Origin of the sequence: Actinomadura sp. (assembly GCF_044508335.1) — a bacterium.
Taxonomy (GTDB): Bacteria; Actinomycetota; Actinomycetes; order Streptosporangiales; family Streptosporangiaceae; genus Spirillospora.
Genome location: NZ_JBIQHY010000032.1, coordinates 1 through 15859, shown reverse-complemented (window position 1 = coordinate 15859; position 15859 = coordinate 1). Strand labels below are relative to the sequence as shown.

Annotated in this window: 17 protein-coding genes; 10 read left to right on the top strand and 7 right to left on the bottom strand. The window is 72.1% G+C overall.

Going from position 1 to position 15859, the window contains the following annotated elements:
• The first annotated feature begins 81 nt into the window (after window positions 1–81).
• The 5 genes from ACIWVC_RS14095 to ACIWVC_RS14075 are packed head-to-tail and all read left to right on the top strand — an operon-like array spanning window position 82 to window position 4155.
• Window positions 82–588 carry a hypothetical protein gene (locus tag ACIWVC_RS14095; RefSeq protein WP_396445673.1) on the top strand — a complete coding sequence of 169 codons (507 nt, stop codon included), beginning with the start codon at window positions 82–84 and terminating at the stop codon, window positions 586–588.
• The gene (locus tag ACIWVC_RS14090) at window positions 585–1649 is read left to right on the top strand and encodes a peptidoglycan-binding protein (protein ID WP_396445672.1); all 1065 of its coding nucleotides are present in this window, start codon (window positions 585–587) and stop codon (window positions 1647–1649) included. The genes ACIWVC_RS14095 and ACIWVC_RS14090 overlap by 4 nt, the downstream gene beginning before the upstream one ends.
• On the top strand, window positions 1646–2326 hold the full coding sequence (locus ACIWVC_RS14085) for an ABC transporter ATP-binding protein (RefSeq protein ID WP_396445671.1): 681 nt from the start codon (window positions 1646–1648) through the stop codon (window positions 2324–2326). The genes ACIWVC_RS14090 and ACIWVC_RS14085 overlap by 4 nt, the downstream gene beginning before the upstream one ends.
• Window positions 2323–3531 (top strand): ABC transporter permease, encoded by a 1209-nt coding sequence (locus tag ACIWVC_RS14080; RefSeq protein ID WP_396445670.1) that lies wholly within the window; start codon window positions 2323–2325, stop codon window positions 3529–3531. Before ACIWVC_RS14085 ends, ACIWVC_RS14080 begins: the two co-directional genes overlap by 4 nt.
• A 48-nt stretch (window positions 3532–3579) precedes the next feature.
• Entirely contained in the window at window positions 3580–4155 is a 576-nt protein-coding gene (locus tag ACIWVC_RS14075; RefSeq protein WP_396445669.1) for an antibiotic biosynthesis monooxygenase, read from the top strand.
• Window positions 4156–4193: 38 nt separating this feature from the next.
• Here the strand turns inward: ACIWVC_RS14075 and ACIWVC_RS14070 are convergent, their stop codons facing one another.
• The 3 genes from ACIWVC_RS14070 to ACIWVC_RS14060 are packed head-to-tail and all read right to left on the bottom strand — an operon-like array spanning window position 4194 to window position 7671.
• On the bottom strand, window positions 4194–5987 hold the full coding sequence (locus ACIWVC_RS14070; RefSeq protein WP_396445668.1) for a choline/carnitine O-acyltransferase: 1794 nt from the start codon (window positions 5985–5987) through the stop codon (window positions 4194–4196).
• A 24-nt stretch (window positions 5988–6011) separates the two neighbouring features.
• The gene (locus ACIWVC_RS14065; RefSeq protein ID WP_396445667.1) at window positions 6012–6821 is read right to left on the bottom strand and encodes a class I SAM-dependent methyltransferase; all 810 of its coding nucleotides are present in this window, start codon (window positions 6819–6821) and stop codon (window positions 6012–6014) included.
• A 13-nt stretch (window positions 6822–6834) separates the two neighbouring features.
• Entirely contained in the window at window positions 6835–7671 is an 837-nt protein-coding gene (locus ACIWVC_RS14060) for an arpA protein (RefSeq protein ID WP_396445666.1), read from the bottom strand.
• A gap of 268 nt (window positions 7672–7939) precedes the next feature.
• Between ACIWVC_RS14060 and ACIWVC_RS14055 the strand changes: the two genes are divergently transcribed.
• Together ACIWVC_RS14055 and ACIWVC_RS14050 are read left to right on the top strand one after the other, a co-directional pair.
• Complete coding sequence (locus ACIWVC_RS14055) at window positions 7940–8428, top strand: MSMEG_6728 family protein (RefSeq protein WP_396445665.1); 489 nt, start codon at window positions 7940–7942, stop codon at window positions 8426–8428.
• Between the two features lie 49 nt (window positions 8429–8477).
• Window positions 8478–9692 (top strand): PP2C family protein-serine/threonine phosphatase, encoded by a 1215-nt coding sequence (locus ACIWVC_RS14050; protein WP_396454209.1) that lies wholly within the window; start codon window positions 8478–8480, stop codon window positions 9690–9692.
• A 41-nt stretch (window positions 9693–9733) separates the two neighbouring features.
• Here the strand turns inward: ACIWVC_RS14050 and ACIWVC_RS14045 are convergent, their stop codons facing one another.
• The 4 genes from ACIWVC_RS14045 to ACIWVC_RS14030 form a co-directional block, all read right to left on the bottom strand.
• Entirely contained in the window at window positions 9734–10705 is a 972-nt protein-coding gene (locus tag ACIWVC_RS14045) for an alpha/beta hydrolase (protein WP_396454208.1), read from the bottom strand.
• 229 nt (window positions 10706–10934) lie between these two features.
• Entirely contained in the window at window positions 10935–12278 is a 1344-nt protein-coding gene (locus ACIWVC_RS14040; protein WP_396445661.1) for a hypothetical protein, read from the bottom strand.
• Window positions 12278–12523, bottom strand: coding sequence for a hypothetical protein (locus ACIWVC_RS14035; RefSeq protein WP_396445660.1), 246 nt, complete (start codon window positions 12521–12523; stop codon window positions 12278–12280). Before ACIWVC_RS14035 ends, ACIWVC_RS14040 begins: the two co-directional genes overlap by 1 nt.
• A 99-nt stretch (window positions 12524–12622) precedes the next feature.
• Complete coding sequence (locus ACIWVC_RS14030) at window positions 12623–12919, bottom strand: hypothetical protein (RefSeq protein WP_396454207.1); 297 nt, start codon at window positions 12917–12919, stop codon at window positions 12623–12625.
• Window positions 12920–13147: 228 nt separating this feature from the next.
• Here ACIWVC_RS14030 and ACIWVC_RS14025 point away from each other — a divergent pair, with 228 nt between their 5' ends.
• From ACIWVC_RS14025 to ACIWVC_RS14015, 3 genes are all read left to right on the top strand, one after another.
• The gene (locus ACIWVC_RS14025) at window positions 13148–13684 is read left to right on the top strand and encodes a bacterioferritin (RefSeq protein ID WP_396445658.1); all 537 of its coding nucleotides are present in this window, start codon (window positions 13148–13150) and stop codon (window positions 13682–13684) included.
• Between the two features lie 34 nt (window positions 13685–13718).
• Window positions 13719–14687, top strand: coding sequence for a TIGR03557 family F420-dependent LLM class oxidoreductase (locus ACIWVC_RS14020; RefSeq protein WP_396445657.1), 969 nt, complete (start codon window positions 13719–13721; stop codon window positions 14685–14687).
• Window positions 14688–15186: 499 nt separating this feature from the next.
• Window positions 15187–15669, top strand: coding sequence for a hypothetical protein (locus ACIWVC_RS14015; RefSeq protein WP_396445656.1), 483 nt, complete (start codon window positions 15187–15189; stop codon window positions 15667–15669).
• The last annotated feature ends 190 nt before the right edge of the window (window positions 15670–15859 follow it).

Below are 15859 nucleotides of genomic sequence, written 5' to 3'. Positions count from 1 at the left end.
AAACGCGGGGGAAACGTCCGGCCGGGTTCCATCGCTCCTCGTCCGGCCGGAACCGCTCCGGCCGGGGGACGAGGAGGAGACATGCGACTGCGGATCCTGGCGGCGCTGCCGCTCGCGCTGGCGCTGGCGCTGACCGCCTGCGGCTCGGGCGGCGGCGAGGACCCGGGCGTGGCGTCGGCGGGCGGCGCCCGGCAGACCGGCGCGGCGGGCGGCGCGAAGCCCGACCGGGACGAGATGGGCGTGAAGTTCGCCCAGTGCATGCGGGAGCACGGTGTGCCGATGGACGACCCCAAGCCCGGCCAGGGCATCCAGATCAAGGCCAAGGGCAAGAAGGAGACGATCGACAAGGCCATGGAGGCGTGCCGCGACCTCAACCCGATGGCCAACGCGACCGGCGCCCCCGACCCGCAGATGCAGGAGCGGGCCCGCAAGCACGCCGAGTGCATGCGGCGGCACGGCGTCGAGGCGTTCCCCGACCCGGAGCCGGGCCGGCGCGGCATCCGCATCGACGCGAAGGTCGGCGAGGACCCCGACTTCGAGGCCGCCCAGCAGGAGTGCCAGAAGATCCTCCAGGGCGGCGGGCGATGAGGTCGCGCCTCGCGGTCGCGCTCGCGGTCGGCGCGGTCGTCGCGGCCGGCGGAACGGCGACGGTGGCCGCGCTCGGCGGCGGCTCCCGCCCCGGGGATGCGGCGGCGTCGGCGCTGCCGCCCGGCACCGCGAAGGTCGAACGGCAGACGCTCCACGACACGCAGACCGAGGACGGGCGGCTCGGCTACGGCCCCGCGTCGACGGTGACGAGCCAGCTGAGGGGCACGCTGACCAAGGTCCCGGACAGCGGCGACAAGATAACCCGGGGCCACGAGCTCTACGAGGTGGACGGCGACCCGGTCGTGCTGATGTACGGGTCGAAGCCGTCCTACCGGGCGCTGACGGTCGGCACCGAGGGCTCGGACGTGAAGCGGTTCGAGAAGAACCTCAGCGCGCTCGGCTACGGCGGCTTCACGGTGGACGACGACTACACGTCCGGCACGGCCGAGGCCGTCCGGGAATGGCAGGACGACATCGGCGTGCCGGAGACCGGTGTCGTCGAGCTCGGCCGGGTCGCGTTCGCGGACGGGCCCGTCCGGATCGACAGCGTCCAGGCCGATCCCGGCGAACCGGTCGCGCCCGGCAAGAAGATCCTGTCCTGCACGGGCACCCGCAAGGCCGTCACCGTCGAGCTCGACACCGCCGACCAGCGCCTGGCGAAGAAGGGCGCCGAGGTGGCCGTGACGCTGCCGGAGAACGAGACCGTCACCGCGAAGATCGACGAGGTCGCGACGGTGATCGAGCCGGGGGAGCAGGGCCAGGATCCGACGACGAAGGTCGAGGTGACGATCTGGCTCGACTCCGCAAAGGCGAAGAAGGCCGCCGCCCGCTACGCGCTCGCCTCGGTCGACGTCGCCTTCACCGCCGGGACGCGCGAGAACGTGCTGGCGGTCCCGGTCACCGCGCTGGTCGCGCTGAGCGAGGGCGGTTTCGGGGTGGAGGTCGTGAAGGGCGCGACGTCCGGTTACGTCCCGGTCGAGACCGGCCTGTTCGCGGACGGAAAGGTCGAGATCTCCGGCCCGGGGATCACCGAGGGCACGGTCGTGGGGGTGCCGGAATGATCGAGCTGCGGGACGTGACGAAGCGGTATCCCGGCGGCGTCGACGCCCTCGCCGGGGTGTCGCTGGACATCGCGGCGGGCGAGCTGGTGGCGATCGCCGGGCCGTCCGGCTCGGGGAAGACCACCATGCTGAACGTCCTCGGCACGCTGGACCGCCCCACCTCGGGCGTCGTCCGCATCGGCGGGCACGACGTGGGGCGGCTCTCGGACGCCGAGCTGTCGGCGCTGCGCGCGACCCGGATCGGGTTCGTCTTCCAGCACTTCCACCTGGCGGCCGGCACGCGGGCGCTCGACAACGTCGCCGACGGCCTCCTCTACACCGGGCTGCGCGCGGCGGCGCGGCGCCGCCGGGCGGCCGCGGCGCTGGAGCGGGTCGGGCTCGGCCACCGGCTGGACCACGAGCCGCACGAGCTGTCCGGCGGGGAGCGGCAGCGGGTCGCGATCGCGCGGGCCGTCGCCGGGGACCCGGCGCTGCTGCTCGCGGACGAGCCGACCGGCGCGCTCGACTCGGCGTCCGGGGACGGGGTGATGGCGCTGCTCCGCGAGCTGCACGCGGCCGGGACCACCGTCGTGATCATCACGCACGACCGGGAGATCGCGGCCGGGCTGCCGCGCCGCGTCCGGATGCGGGACGGCCGCGTCGTCGCCGACTCGGTGCCGGCCGGGGCGGCGACGTGACGGCGCCGGGCACGCTGCGGCCCGCGCGGCTGCGGCCGGGCGACGTGGTCAAGGTCGGCGCGGTCGGCCTGCGGACCCGCCCGCTGCGGGCCTTCCTGTCCGCGCTCGGCATCGCGATCGGGATCGCCGCGATGGTCGCCGTCGCCGGCGTGTCCTCGTCCTCCCGCGCCGACCTGGACCGCGCGCTCGCCGCGCTCGGCACGAACCTGCTGACGGTCTCGCCCGGCAGCACGCTCACCGGGGAGAAGGCGCAGCTTCCGGTCGAGGCCGAGAGCATGGTGGCCCGCATCGCGCCGGTGCGGCGGGTGTCGGCGATCGGCCTGGTGGACGACGCGAAGGTCTACCGGACGTCGAAGATCCCGAAGACCGAGACCAACGGGATCGCCGTCTACGCGGCCCGCACGGACCTGCGCGACGCGACGGGGGCCGAGCTGAGCCACGGCGTCTGGCTGAACACCGCGACCGGCGGCTTCCCGGCGGTGGTGCTCGGGTCGGCCGCCGCGGAGCGCCTCGGCATCGGCCACGCGGCGCCCGACGTCCAGGTGCTGGTCGGGGGCCGCCTCTTCACGGTGATCGGCATCCTGGAGCCGGTGCCGCTGGCCCCCGAGCTGGACACCGCCGCCCTGGTCGGCTGGCCGGCGGCGCAGTCGCGGCTCGGCTTCGACGGGCATCCGACGACGATCTACACCCGGTCGGCGGACGCGCGGGTCGAGGACGTCCGGGCGGTGCTCGGCGCGACCGCGAACCCGGCGGCGCCGAACGAGGTGGAGGTGTCGCGGCCGTCGGACGCCCTCGCCGCGAAGAAGGCGGCGGGCGAGGCGTTCACCGGGCTGCTGCTCGGCCTCGGCGCGGTCGCGCTGCTCGTCGGCGGCGTCGGGGTGGCCAACACCATGGTCATCTCGGTGCTGGAGCGCCGCGCGGAGATCGGGCTGCGCCGCTCGCTGGGCGCGACCCGCGGCCAGATCCGCACCCAGTTCCTCGCCGAGTCGCTGCTGCTGTCGCTGCTGGGCGGGATCGGCGGCGCGTTCGCCGGGGCGCTCGTCACCGCCGGGTACGCCGCCTACCAGGGGTGGCCGGTCGTCATCCCCGCGTGGGCGGTGCTCGGCGGCATGGCGGCCACCCTCCTCATCGGCGCGGTGGCCGGCCTGTACCCGGCGATCCGGGCGTCCCGCCTCAGCCCCACCGAGGCGCTCGCCGCCACCTGACCCGGGCGGCCGGCGCATGGACGGCCCGGGACGGGTGACACCTCGGACATGACGGAAACGGACGCCGAGGCCGTCACGCTCGTGGTCACGTGGGACGTGAAACCCGGCCGAGAGCGCGACTTCGAGGAGTGGGCCGAAGGGCTCCACCGGGTCGCGACGAGCCACCCGGGGCACCGGGGCGCCACGTGGCTGCGGGCCGAGGGGTCCCGGCACCGCTACTACACGGTCGTGCACTTCTCCGGCCAGGACAGCCTGGACCGGTGGCTGGAGTCGCCCGATCGCGAGGAGTGGATCGGCCGGCTCCGCGGCATCGCCGAGGAGCACCACCAGGACACCACCGGGCTGGAGACGTGGTTCAACCTGCCCGGGGAGTCCGTCCCGGCGCCGTCCAAGGCGAAGATGATCATTGTGACGTTCTGCGCGGTCTATCCGCTGAGCCTGCTGCTGAACGCGTTCGCGACGCCGCTGACGAAGGCGTGGCCGGTGCCGCTGCAGGCGCTGACCTTCCCGGTGATCGTGATCCCGCTGCTCACCGTGGTCATCATGCCCGCGCTCAGCCGCCTGCTCCGCCGCTGGCTGTACCCGGCCGGGCGGACCCACCGGCCCGCCCGGCCGGGCCGCTGACCGGCCGCGCTCAGGAGAGAACGTTCAGGAGGGCACGCTCAGGAGAGGAGGTCGCGGAGTTCCCGGACGGCCTCGCGGAGCCTGTCGGCGAACACGTGCATCGCGCCGGCGACCGGCCGCGGGGTGCTCAGGTACAGGTTGAAGCGGTCCGGGAGGAGGACGTAGGCGACGCCGATGCACTGCTCGCTCGTCGAGCCGAACCCGAAGTACCGGATGTTGGCGGACGGCGCCGAGCTGGTGCTGAGGTAGTCGTCCCGCATCTTCAGCCAGCCGGGCGTGTCGAAGAGGGGCAGCGGCTCGGTGACGCCGAGCTCGGCCCCGCGCCGCTTCGCGATCAGCTGCAGCTCCCAGAGATGCTGCTCGGGCGCCTGCCCGGCCTGGCACTCCTTCGCGCGGCGGACATGGGCCTCGGCGGCGGCGCGGAAGGCGTCCCGGCGGGCCTCGGGACCGGCCGCCGGGTCGTCCATGGCCGCGACGAAGTCGAGCACCTCGGGGGTGACGACGCGCATCGCCTCGGTGCGCCCGTGCCGGTACTGGCGGGTGGCGATCGACTCGTAGGTGGCGCCGGTGAGGCCCTTCGCCCGCTTGTGGGCGAGCTGGTAGGCCATCTGGACGAACGCGTCCGGCGACGTCTTCAGGCGCTTGGCCTCGTCGGCGCCGAAGTCGTCGAACGACACGGTCGTCGTCGCGGTCGCGGCGGCGTAGGCGGCGAACGAGGCCGCGGCGTCCTCGATGTCCCGCCGCATGGCGCCGTCCAGGGCGAACTCGATCGGCTCGATGGCGGGGAGCCCCTGCGGCGCGGCGCCCGAACGCCGGGACGCCTCCTCGGGGGACGTGCCGAGCAGGGTGTCGACGAAGCCGAGGATCGTGGTGCCGTCCAGGCCGCAGTGCTCGACGTTGACGCCCGCCGTCCCGTCGCCGAACACGATGAACGACACGGCCTTGTCGAACCAGCGGTTGCCGCTGTCGCCGTGGAGGAGGTGGTCGCAGGCGTCGAGGGCGCTCACCGGGGCGAAGTCCTCCAGGCAGACGCAGAACAGCGCCGTCTCAACCTCGTCGAGCGCCTTCTCGTTGCCGAGGGCCAGCAGCGCGTCGCGGCTCGCCGCCCACTCGGCGCGGGCCTTGGTCGTGAGGTGCCCGGTGGACGGCTCCGCGGCCGGCTCCGCCTTCAGGATCGTGCCGAGGCCGGCCCGCAGCTCGTCCAGCGTGTGGGGGCGGCCGTCCGGGCCGAGCACGTCCATCCGGATCATGTTGCCGCGGAAGAAGACCACGATGTGCCGGGCGCGGGACGGGCCGGGCCACACGTCGGTGTAGGGCGCCCGGACGGTGTCCTGCTCGGCGCCGGGGATGCGCGTCGTGGAGAACAGGAACCGGTTCTGCGCCATCGACAGCGGGCGGCCGCGCTGCACGGCCGGCGGGATCCGCTCCTCGTCCAGCCGCAGCTTGTAGTCCAGCGCCCCGGCGATGAGCCCGGCGGCGCGCTCCACCTGGCCCTCCGGCGACTCCTTGAACAGGAAGAAGAAGTTCGCGTTCAACGCGATCCGGTCGCGGCGGCCGAGGTACCGGTACGGCCAGAACGTGTCGAGCCAGCTGTGCACGCCCTCGCTCGCGTCGTAGCGTTCGAGCTCCGCGTGCAGCACGCGGCCGGGGCCGTCCGGGCGGGCGAACTCGGCGAGCGCCGCCTCCGTCTCGGCGCGCTCGTCGTCGGTCAGCAGCGGCCCGCACCATTCCATGAACCGCTCGCAGGTCGCGTCGAGCGTGGGCAGCGGCACGCGCGGCAGGCTCGCCTCGTTGCCGAAGGTGCGGGACGAGAGTTCTTCGCTGGCGTTCACTTCGTTCCTCGTTGTGTCGGTGCCTCAGCCGCGCGGGCGGGAAATGTAGAGCTGCGCGTAGTACCAGCCGCCGGTCTCCAGGCCGGACGGGTCGACCCCGAGCTCCGCGAGGCGCTCCAGGACGGACGCCTGCTCCTCCGGCGTCGCGAACCTCCGCTGCCGGAACAGCCCGTCGCGGCGGACGGTCTCGTATCCGGCGGCGGCCAGGGCGTCCGCGATCGGGTCGAAGGGGAACATGCGCAGGATGAAATGCGCCATCCACGGCGGCCGGGCCGCACAGGCGCCGACGATCCGGGAAATGGTGCGTTCGGTGACATAGCCGAGGCAGCCCGTGGAGATGACCACGTCCGTCGCGGCGAGTTGCGCGCGCTGTTCGCCGGTCGGCTCGCCGCTTTCCAGGTCGGCGTGCACGGCGCCGTCGAGGAAACCGGCCTCGAGCGCGTAGGAAAGGGCGCCGTCCGAGGCGTCCAGGCCGAGGAAGCGGACGCGGTTCGCGGGTTCACCGGAACGGACCAGCTCCCGGTCGCGGGCCAGCAGTTCGGCGCGCGTCCGCCGGTGGGCGTCGCGGCCGCTGTAGCGATCGTACAGCTCGGCCATCGTCGCGCCGTGCTTCACCAGGGCCGCGTTGATGCCGTACGAGCAGCCGATGTCGAGCACGGTCGGGACGGCGACCCGGCGCGCCTCCCGGTATTCGGCGATGAGCCGCAGGAAATGCGGTTTCGCCAGTTCCGGGATGTTGTAGTCGAGATCGCGGAGCGTGCTGAAATAGGCGCGGGGGTCGGGCCGCGTGTAGATGTGGTCGAGCGAGATCTTCCCAGTCGTGTCGACGCGCAAGAAACGGCCTCTCCTAGTCCAGCAACCGGTCGACCCGGACGGCGCGCCCCTCCGCCGCCAGGTGCTCGGGCAGCACGCGGCCGAAGAGCTGCCTCGTCCGCGCGACGCTGCCGATGACCCCCGGGCGCTCGCTGTAGGCGAAGATCGCCGTGTGCCGCGCCGTGTCCCCCCGGACCGTGCTCACCCGGTGCAGCGAGTACCGCCCCTTGAACAGCTGCAGGTCGCCGGGCCGCAGCGTGAGCCGCTGGACGAACCGGTCGCCGCGCCCGGTGAGCACGTCCCGGACGTCGGCGAAGTTCTCCCGCTCCGCCGTCCTGATGTTCGGGCAGTACTCGAAGACGCCCCCCTCCTCCGGCTCCTGCGTGAGCAGGCTGACGGTGAACTCGTTGGTGTCGAAATGCCAGGGATGCTCCATCCCCGGCCTGACCACGTTCAGGACCAGCCCCGACAGCGGGTCGCCCAGCTCGTGCACGCGCGGCAGCCCGAAGCAGCTCGCCACGAACCGCTGGAACAGCTCGTTCGAATAGAGCCGGTGCACGATGGACCCGGCCGGGATGCGGTCGCGCGCGACGAACGCGTTGCCCCGCTGGACGGTGATACGCCCGGGATGGCCGTCCGGCAATGGGGTGCCGACATCGATGTTGTAGGCGTTCACCGTTTCGACGTCATAATGGGCGGACGGGGCGATCGCCGCGCATTCCGCGCGCAGCGCCTCCTGCAATGCGGGACGAATGAAGTCGGGCAGCACGCAGCACCCCGATTTCGCCAGTTCGTCCCGTGTCCGGGAAACGATCTCGCGCCGGCGGGCGCCGTCCGGGTCGGTCAGCGGATAACGGTCCGTGTCGGCCACCTGTGCGAGAGCCTCCGCCGCGCCCATAGCGTTCCCTCCGCTTCGCCGAACCCCAGACGGGTTTTAGCACAGTCCTTCCGGGAATTCATGGCCCGCCTTTCCGGTGCGGTTTGTCAGAAAACGATAAGCCCCGCCCGTGACCTGTGCTTTCGAACGGTCCCGGAGCCGCGCGGGCGCCGCCGCCGGTGTGTCCCATCTCACCCGCCGGCCCGCCCCGCACGGCGGTGGGTAGGTACCGGGGGGGACACGGGGGAACGAGGGGGCGGTTGTGCAGACATTCCTGCCGTATGCGGACTTCACGGAAACGGCCCGCGTGCTGGACCGGCGAAGGCTCGGCAAGCAGCGCGTCGAGACGATCCAGGTGCTCCGGGCGCTCACCGTGCCCGGGTACGGCTGGCGCCGCCACCCGGCGGCGCTGATGTGGACCGGCTACGCGGAGGCGCTCGTCCGGTACGGCCTGGAGATGTGCGATCGCTGGTGCGCCCTCGGCCACGCCGACACCTGCGCCGGGACGCTGGTCGCCGACCTGGCCGGGGCGACGGGCCTCGGGCGGCCGCGGCCGCAGGACCGGCTGGCCGCGGCCGGCGAGCTGCCGCCCTGGCTCGGCGACCCGGACTTCCACCTCAGCCACCGGTCGGCGCTCGTCCGGAAGGACCCCGCCTTCTACGGCCCTCTGTTCCCCGGCGTCCCGGACGATCTCCCGTACGTCTGGCCGTCCTCGGACCGCACGTCACATGAGGCGGGAGCAGGAGGGTAGGGACGGGGAGTAGGGGGGTGCGCAGCCGGAAGCGTGAGGCACCGGACCGATGCTGAGAGAGCTGGTGGCGGCGAGCCACCTGATGTCCATGGAGCAGCTGCCGGGCGCGGCGGCCCGGTACGCCGCGGACGTGGGCCTGCACGATGTCGTGATCTACATCTCCGACCTTCAGCAGACGGTGCTGCGGCTGCTGACCGGCAAGGGCGTGGACGCCGGGGGAGACCCCGGGGACGAGAGCCCGGAACTCAAGATCGAGGGGACGATCGCGGGCCGGGCGTTCCAGACCATGACGCCGGTGGTCGGGCACTCGTTCGACGACGGCACCTGCCAGTACTGGCTGCCGATCCTCGACGGCTCCGAGCGGATCGGGGTGATCAGGGCCACCATCCGCAAGGACGACCCCCGGGCCAGGGACGACGCCGAGTACCTCGCCGGGATGGCCGCGCTCATCATCATCAGCAAGGGCCCCTACAGCGACTCGCTCTCCCGGCTGGTGCGCACGCGGGACATGACGGTGTCGGCGGAGATGCAGTGGCGGCTGCTGCCGCCGCTGTCCTTCGCCAACGACCAGGTGGTCATCAGCGCCGCGCTGGAACCGGCCTACAAGCTGGGCGGCGACACCTTCGACTACGCGCTGGCCGGGGACACCGTCCACTTCGGGGTCTTCGACGCGATGGGGCACGACACCAGGTCCGGGCTCACCTCCAGCCTCGCCATCGCGGCCTTCCGCAACTGCCGGCTGCAGCGGGCCGGGCTCGTCGAGGCGGGGCAGGGGATCGAGGAGGTGCTGGCCGAGCAGGACGGCAGCGGGCGCTTCGTGACGGCGGTCATGGCGGAGCTCGACCTGCGCTCGGGCATCATGTCGTGGATCTCGCACGGCCATCCGGCGCCGGTCGTCATCCGCAAGGGGCGCTGGGTGACCGTGCTCGACTGCCCGCCGGGGACGCCGCTTGGCACCGGCCTCGGCGTCCCGCCCGAGCTGTGCACCGAGCAGCTCGAACCCGGCGACCGCGTCCTGTTCTACACGGACGGCATCGTGGAGGCGCGCGACCCGGACAAGCGGGAGTTCGGCCTCCACCGCTTCGTGGACTTCGTCATCCGCCACGAGGCCGACGGGCTGCCCGCCCCCGAGACCCTGCGGCGCCTCATCCACAGGATCCTGGACCACCACGGCGGACGCCTCGACGACGACGCCACCGTCCTCCTCGTCGAATGGCACGGCTGGCCGGGGCAGGGGGACCTGCCGGCGGCGGGCCGGAGCTGACCACCACCGCGCGACCCCCCGCGCCCCCTACCCGCGACCTCTTACCGCGTCCCGAGGGCGTCCATCAGCATCGGGTACACCTCGTGCAGGTCGCGCTGCCAGTACGGCCAGTCGTGCTGCCCGTCGAAGAACCGGGCCGTCACCGGCACGCCGAGGTCGCGCAGCCGGTCCACGAACGCGTGCGCGTTGCCGGCGGCGGCGGCCTCCACCGGGTCGGTGAACGGCAGCCGGCCGAGCGGCCCGCGCTCGCCGTTGCCGCTCGCCACCCACAGCCGGACGCCGCGCAGCCGCCCGGCGAGGTCGGTCGGGTTGTGCGCGCGCCACACGTCGGACTGGTCGTCGGGGTCGCCCCACACCCGCCGCCAGTCGGTGCCGGGGCAGGCGAAGGACGGTCCCCAGCCGATCGAGTCGTCGCCCGGCTCGTGGCCGTGGAGGGTGTCGACGTAGCCGCTGAACGACGCGGCGGCCCTGAACATGCCGGGGAAGCGGGCCGCGTAGAGCATGGCGCCGAGACCGCCCATGGAATTGCCCGCGATCACGCGTTCGGATCCGGCGCGGTAGCCGTCTTCGAGAATGCGGCGGAGTTCGGTCATGTGGAACGTCTCCCATCGCGGGGAGCCGCCCTTCCCGTAGTTCCACCAGTCGGAGTAGTTGCCGCAGCGGCCGGCGTCCGGCATGACGACGATCACGTCGCTGCGGGCGGTGAGCCGCGCGACGTCGGTGTCGCGCGTCCAGGCGGTGTAGTCGTCGACGCCGCCGTGCAGCAGCCACAGGGTGGGCCAGGTGCGGTGCGCGTCCTTCGACCAGCCGCGGGGGAGCAGGAGGCGGACCTTCCGCCGGCCGTCCACGGCCGGCGAGTCGATCGTCAGGTCGACCGTCCGGGACGCTACGGGCGCCTCGGCGACGACCCGCGCGCCCGTGCCGGCGAGCGCGGCGGAATGGGCCGCGAGCGGGGTCGGGACGAGCATGGCGAAGGCCCCCAGCCAGGCGGCGGGGGTGATGCGACGGAGCAATGCGGGGCCTTCCGGAAACACCGGCAGGGGTGGTGCCGGCCGTGGAGAAAGGGGAGCGCCGTGATACGGCCTATTTCTCTCCCTACTCCGAGTAGGTTCCCGCCGGATGTGCCGGGAAAGCGCAAAGCAAAAAGCGTATAAAATGCATTTCCGCGGTGCCGCCGCGGGATGGGCCGGACGTGCGGACGCCGGATGCCCCGGCGGGCATCCGGCGTCCGTCCGGGCGTGCTCAGGCGTCCGCCACCGGCTGCGGCGCGGGCCCCTGGACGTAGCGGACGGCCCACCGCACGAGGCGGCGGCCGATCCCGTAGAAGATGAGCGCCAGCCCGGCCAGCGGCAGCACGAGCAGCATGATCTGCAGCCCGGACGTGATCAGCTCCAGCGGGCTCGCGCCCGCCGACGCCTCCGCCGCGAGCCGCCGCATCATCCACCAGTCCTTGGCGACCAGGGCGGGGATCTGGGTGGTGATGAGGCCGATCTGGAACACCAGCATCGGGATGACGGTCAGCACCCACAGGGTGACGAAGACCTGCGGCCAGCGCTTGAGGTCGTTCAGCCGCGCGTCGGCCGGGCGCCGCAGCAGCGCCCGCTTGAGGATCGGCCCGATGTACTTGAACAGGTCGGGGACGCCGACCAGGTCGGACATGATGTAGTACCCGTCGAACCGCAGCGTCGGCAGCAGCTGCTGGATCATCTCGATGTTGACGTACAGGACGGCCACGAGCAGCGGCTCGAAGCCCGTCTGCAGGTACACCAGCGTCAGCGCCACCACGAAGATCGCGTTGAAGTACACGCCGGCGAGGTCGGCGCGCAGCCGGCCGCCGCGGCCGAGCCGGTACGACTCGGTGATGTCGGTGTAGAACGCCGGCCACACCAGGTAGATCCCGCAGCCCATGCTGCCCGGCCGGACGCCGCCGTACCGGCAGGCGGAAGCGTGCCCGACCTCGTGGAACGCGCACGAGGCGACCCCGAGCCCCATGACCAGCAGGATGCTGACCGGGTTCAGGATCGCCAGCGACAGCGCGTCCGACATCGACCGGGAGGTGAGCAGCCACCCCTCGCTCACCAGGAAGGCGGCGATGAGGACCGCCATCACCAGGGGCTGGAACAGCCAGGCGAACAGCCCGCCGATGAACCAGGTGAACGACTCGGGGATGACCGCGACCTTGAACTTCAGCGCCAGCCACGGGTCGGACTTCACCAGCGGCGCCGGCGTGCCGTCGCTGTAGGTGGTGACGCCGAGGGGGGCGAGCTTGCGGTCGACGAGGTAGACGACCTGCTCGGCGGTCAGCCGGGCGCCGGCCTCCTCGCTCACCGCGTCCGCCACCCGCTCGAGCGCCTCCTGGACGTCGCCGCCCGCGAGGTCGCGGTGCTCGTGCAGCGCCTTGGCGACGCCGAACAGCAGCGGCGGCAGCCGGACGAGCTGCCGGTTCGGCAGGCAGACGAGCTGGGGCGGTTCCCGGTAGCCGGAGTTCTTGAACTCGCCGACGAGTTCGGCGCCCTCGGTGAGCGCGGGCAGGACGAGGGCCCGGGGCCCCCCGCCGTCCAGGTCCGGCATCGCTGGAGTGCTCATCAGTGGTGGTCGACCACGGTCGCCGGAACGCAGGTCAGCGTGGAGTGCGGCGGCTGCGCCAGCAGGCCCGTCCCGAGCAGGCCGGTGGTGCCCGGCGAGTAGGTGGCCTGGCACGCGTACATGACGACCGTGGAGCCGTGGCCGTCGCCGCGCGGCGCCGACATGGCGAGCCGCGGCGGCAGGACCTCCGCGTCGAGCCGGTCGAGGTCGGCGTAGCTGAGTTTCTGAGGGTTTTCGTGGCTCATGTGACAGCTTTCGCGTGGACGGGAAGAAGGGGGAAGGGCTGGCAGGAGATCGCCAGCCCTTCCCTTGCGGGCCGGAGCCCGCCGTTACGTCGAGGCGACTCAGCCGTTGTTGGCGATCGCCGTGCCCGGCAGGCAGCTGTGGGTGCTGGTCGGGTTCTGGGACGCGACGCCCAGGGCCGACAGGAGCCCGGCGTTCTGCTGGTTGTTCACGACCGAGCAGGACTGCTGGGAGAGGACGGTGCTGTCGTCGTCGCCACCGCCGTGGCCGGCGTTGAGGTTGAAGTTGTGGTTGTCGGTGTCGTCGCCGCCCCCAACGAGGAGGGTGGACAGCACGGCGCGCTCCGGCAGGACCTCGCCGGCCAGCAGGTCCAGCTCGGTGTAGCTGAAGGACTTCATGTGGTTCCTTTTCTTCCTTGTCACGCCCGGATCTCAAGGTGGATACCGGATGTCCCTTCCTCGCCACAGGTCGTAGCGAGGTAGCTCTACGTATAGCACGTGTTACGGACCGTGGCCAAGTATGGGGTCGGCAGACGTCGTCTCACGCCGTTTCGCGGGCCGGCGCATGCGCCCGCCGATCCGAGGTAGGACGCCTTACGTCCAGGCGCATGATCAGGAGGAGGCGGCATGGACGGCAGCAGCTTCAGCATCGACGTCGCGGCGATCCGGGAGCGCGCCCGCGCGAAGATGGCCGACGGCCCGGTGACCGAGAACTACGGCAGGAGTCCCGAGGAGGTCATCGGCGTCCTCAACGACGTCCTCGCCACCGAGATCGTCTGCTGGATGCGCTACGCGCAGCACGCGATCAGCGCCACCGGCATCGACCGGGCGCAGGTCGCCGCGGAGTTCGGCGAGCACGCGGACGAGGAGCGCGACCACGCGATGCGCGCCGCCGAGCGCATCAGCCAGCTCGGCGGCGACCCCGACTTCGACCCGGAGACGCTCGCCGAGCGCTCCCACACCGCCTACGCGACCTTCGACGACAACGACCTGAAGGGCATGCTCCAGGAGAACCTCGTCGCCGAGCGGATCGTCATCGAGTCCTACCAGGAGATCATCCGGTGGCTCGGCGACGGCGACGTCACCACGCGTCGCATCATGGAGGAGATCCTCGCCGAGGAGGAGGAGCACGCCGACGACCTCATGGACCTCCTCGGGCAGTGACGGTTCAGGCCCGCCCGGCGGGTATGCGAGCCGCATGGAATTCGGATACTCGCTGCTCTGCGAGCAGACACCGCCCAAGCAGCTCATCACCGACGGCGTGGAGGCCGAGGAGGCCGGCTTCGACTACGTCACCGTCTCCGACCACTACTTCCCGTGGCTGGAGGACCAGGGTCACTCTGCCTACGCGTGGTCGGTGCTGGGCGGGCTCGCCCACGCCACGCAGCGCGTCCCGCTGATGACGCTGGTGACCTGCCCGACCATGCGCTACCACCCCGCCGTGGTGGCGCAGAAGGCCGCGACGATGGGCGTCCTGTCGGGCGGCCGGTTCATCCTCGGGCTCGGCGCGGGCGAGAACCTCAACGAGCACGTCGTCGGACGGGACTGGCCCCCGGCCGACGTCCGGCACGAGATGTTCGCGGAGGCGGTGGAGATCATCCGGGCGCTGTTCGGCGGCGACTACGTCAACTACCGGGGCAGGCACTACCGGGTGGACTCGGCGAAGCTCTACGACGTGCCCGACCGCCCGGTCCCGATCGGGATGGCCGCGTTCGGCCCCCGGGCCGGGCGGCTGGCCGCCCGGCACGCCGACGTCCTGGTCTCCGACCAGCCCGTCGCCGAGGTCGCCGAGCTGTTCCGCCGCGAGGGAGGCGAGGGCAGGCCCGCCTACGGGATGATCCCCGTCGCGTTCGGCGACGACTACGAGGAGTGCGAGCGGCGCGCCCACCGCGTCTGGAGGTTCTCGGCGCCCTCCTGGAAGGTCATGGCGGAGCTCCCGGGGCCGGTGAACTTCGAGGCGGCGACGAAGACCGTCCGTCCCGAGGACGTCGTCGAGTCCGTCCCGTGCGGCGACGACGTCGGCGACTACGTCCGGGCGGTCCAGCGGTGGGCGGACGCGGGCTTCACGCACATCTCGTTCTGCCAGTCGGGCGCGGACCGCCAGAAGGACTTCCGCACCTGGGCGGAGGCGGACCTCCTGCCCGCCCTCCGCGAGCGCTTCGGCTGACCGGGAACCCGTTTCGCTCATCCGAAAGACAGGGCGACCCGTCGTCCGAATCGCGGCCATTCCCCCGCGCGGGGATTGGCTCGGCGGGCACAATATATAACGCGTTCTCATCTCTGGGGCGACCGCCATCTCCGCTGTTGGCGACGCATGAGCGGTGATCGTCGCCCGGCAAATGATGCAGCCTGCACACATGTGATACACCAGCTAAAGGACGGTCGAAACCGGGATTTGCGGCCCGACCGGGAAACATATCCACAGAAGATGTCCTCTGGATCATTGACCGTACAAGAAGTTTTCCCTACCGTCTTTCATAGAACGCGTTCTACTTGGAGCCGCCGAGTCCCTGGGCGATGATGCGAGACGGCTCCGGCTCCCGGTCCCCGATTCCCGGCGTCCCGCCGCCCTCCGGCCAAGGGCGCGGCGCGCGCGGCTCGGGACCACCACCCACCCCGTTCCCCGGGTGCAGGCGCGACGCCCGCCGTCCGAAATGAGGACTCCCTTGTCCCGCATCAGCAAGCCGGCCGCGATCGCCTCCGCCTCCGCCGCGGCCGCCCTCGCCGTCGCCCTGACGGCCACCCCCGCCCTGGCCTGGACCGCCGGTCCCTTCACCGCCGACCTCAACGGCACCATGGTCATCGACGCGGGGATCCCCGCCTCCTGCACGAGCTCCACCCTGTCCGGCACCGTCGACGCCGCCGGCAACCTCACCATCACCTCCGCCTCCGTCGGCGGCTGCGGCGTCACGGTCACGCCCAAGAACCTGCCGTGGAGCGGAAAGCTCGACAACGGCACCGCCTCCATCGACGGGTTCTCGATGAGCGCCATCGGCTGCACCTACGGCGGCGACATCACCGGCAGCTTCACCGGGACCGACCTTCCGGTCAGCGCCACCTTCACCGAGCAGACGGTCGCCAAGACCAGCGGCTGGCTCTGCCCCGGCTCCGCCACGGTGACCGCCACCTACGACTTCACCGCGGCGTAGCCCCGCAACCGACCCCCGAGAACCGGCCGACCCGACGTCACCGGCCGTCCCTCACCCGAGCCCCCGGCGGCCCCGCCGCCGGGGGCGACCCTTTCCAGGTCGTTAACTGTGTGTTGCTGATCGACTACGCGGGTGCGCGGCGGGGAAGGTTCTTCCGGGGCCTTTCTTCCAGGTGCGCGGGGGCGTGGGG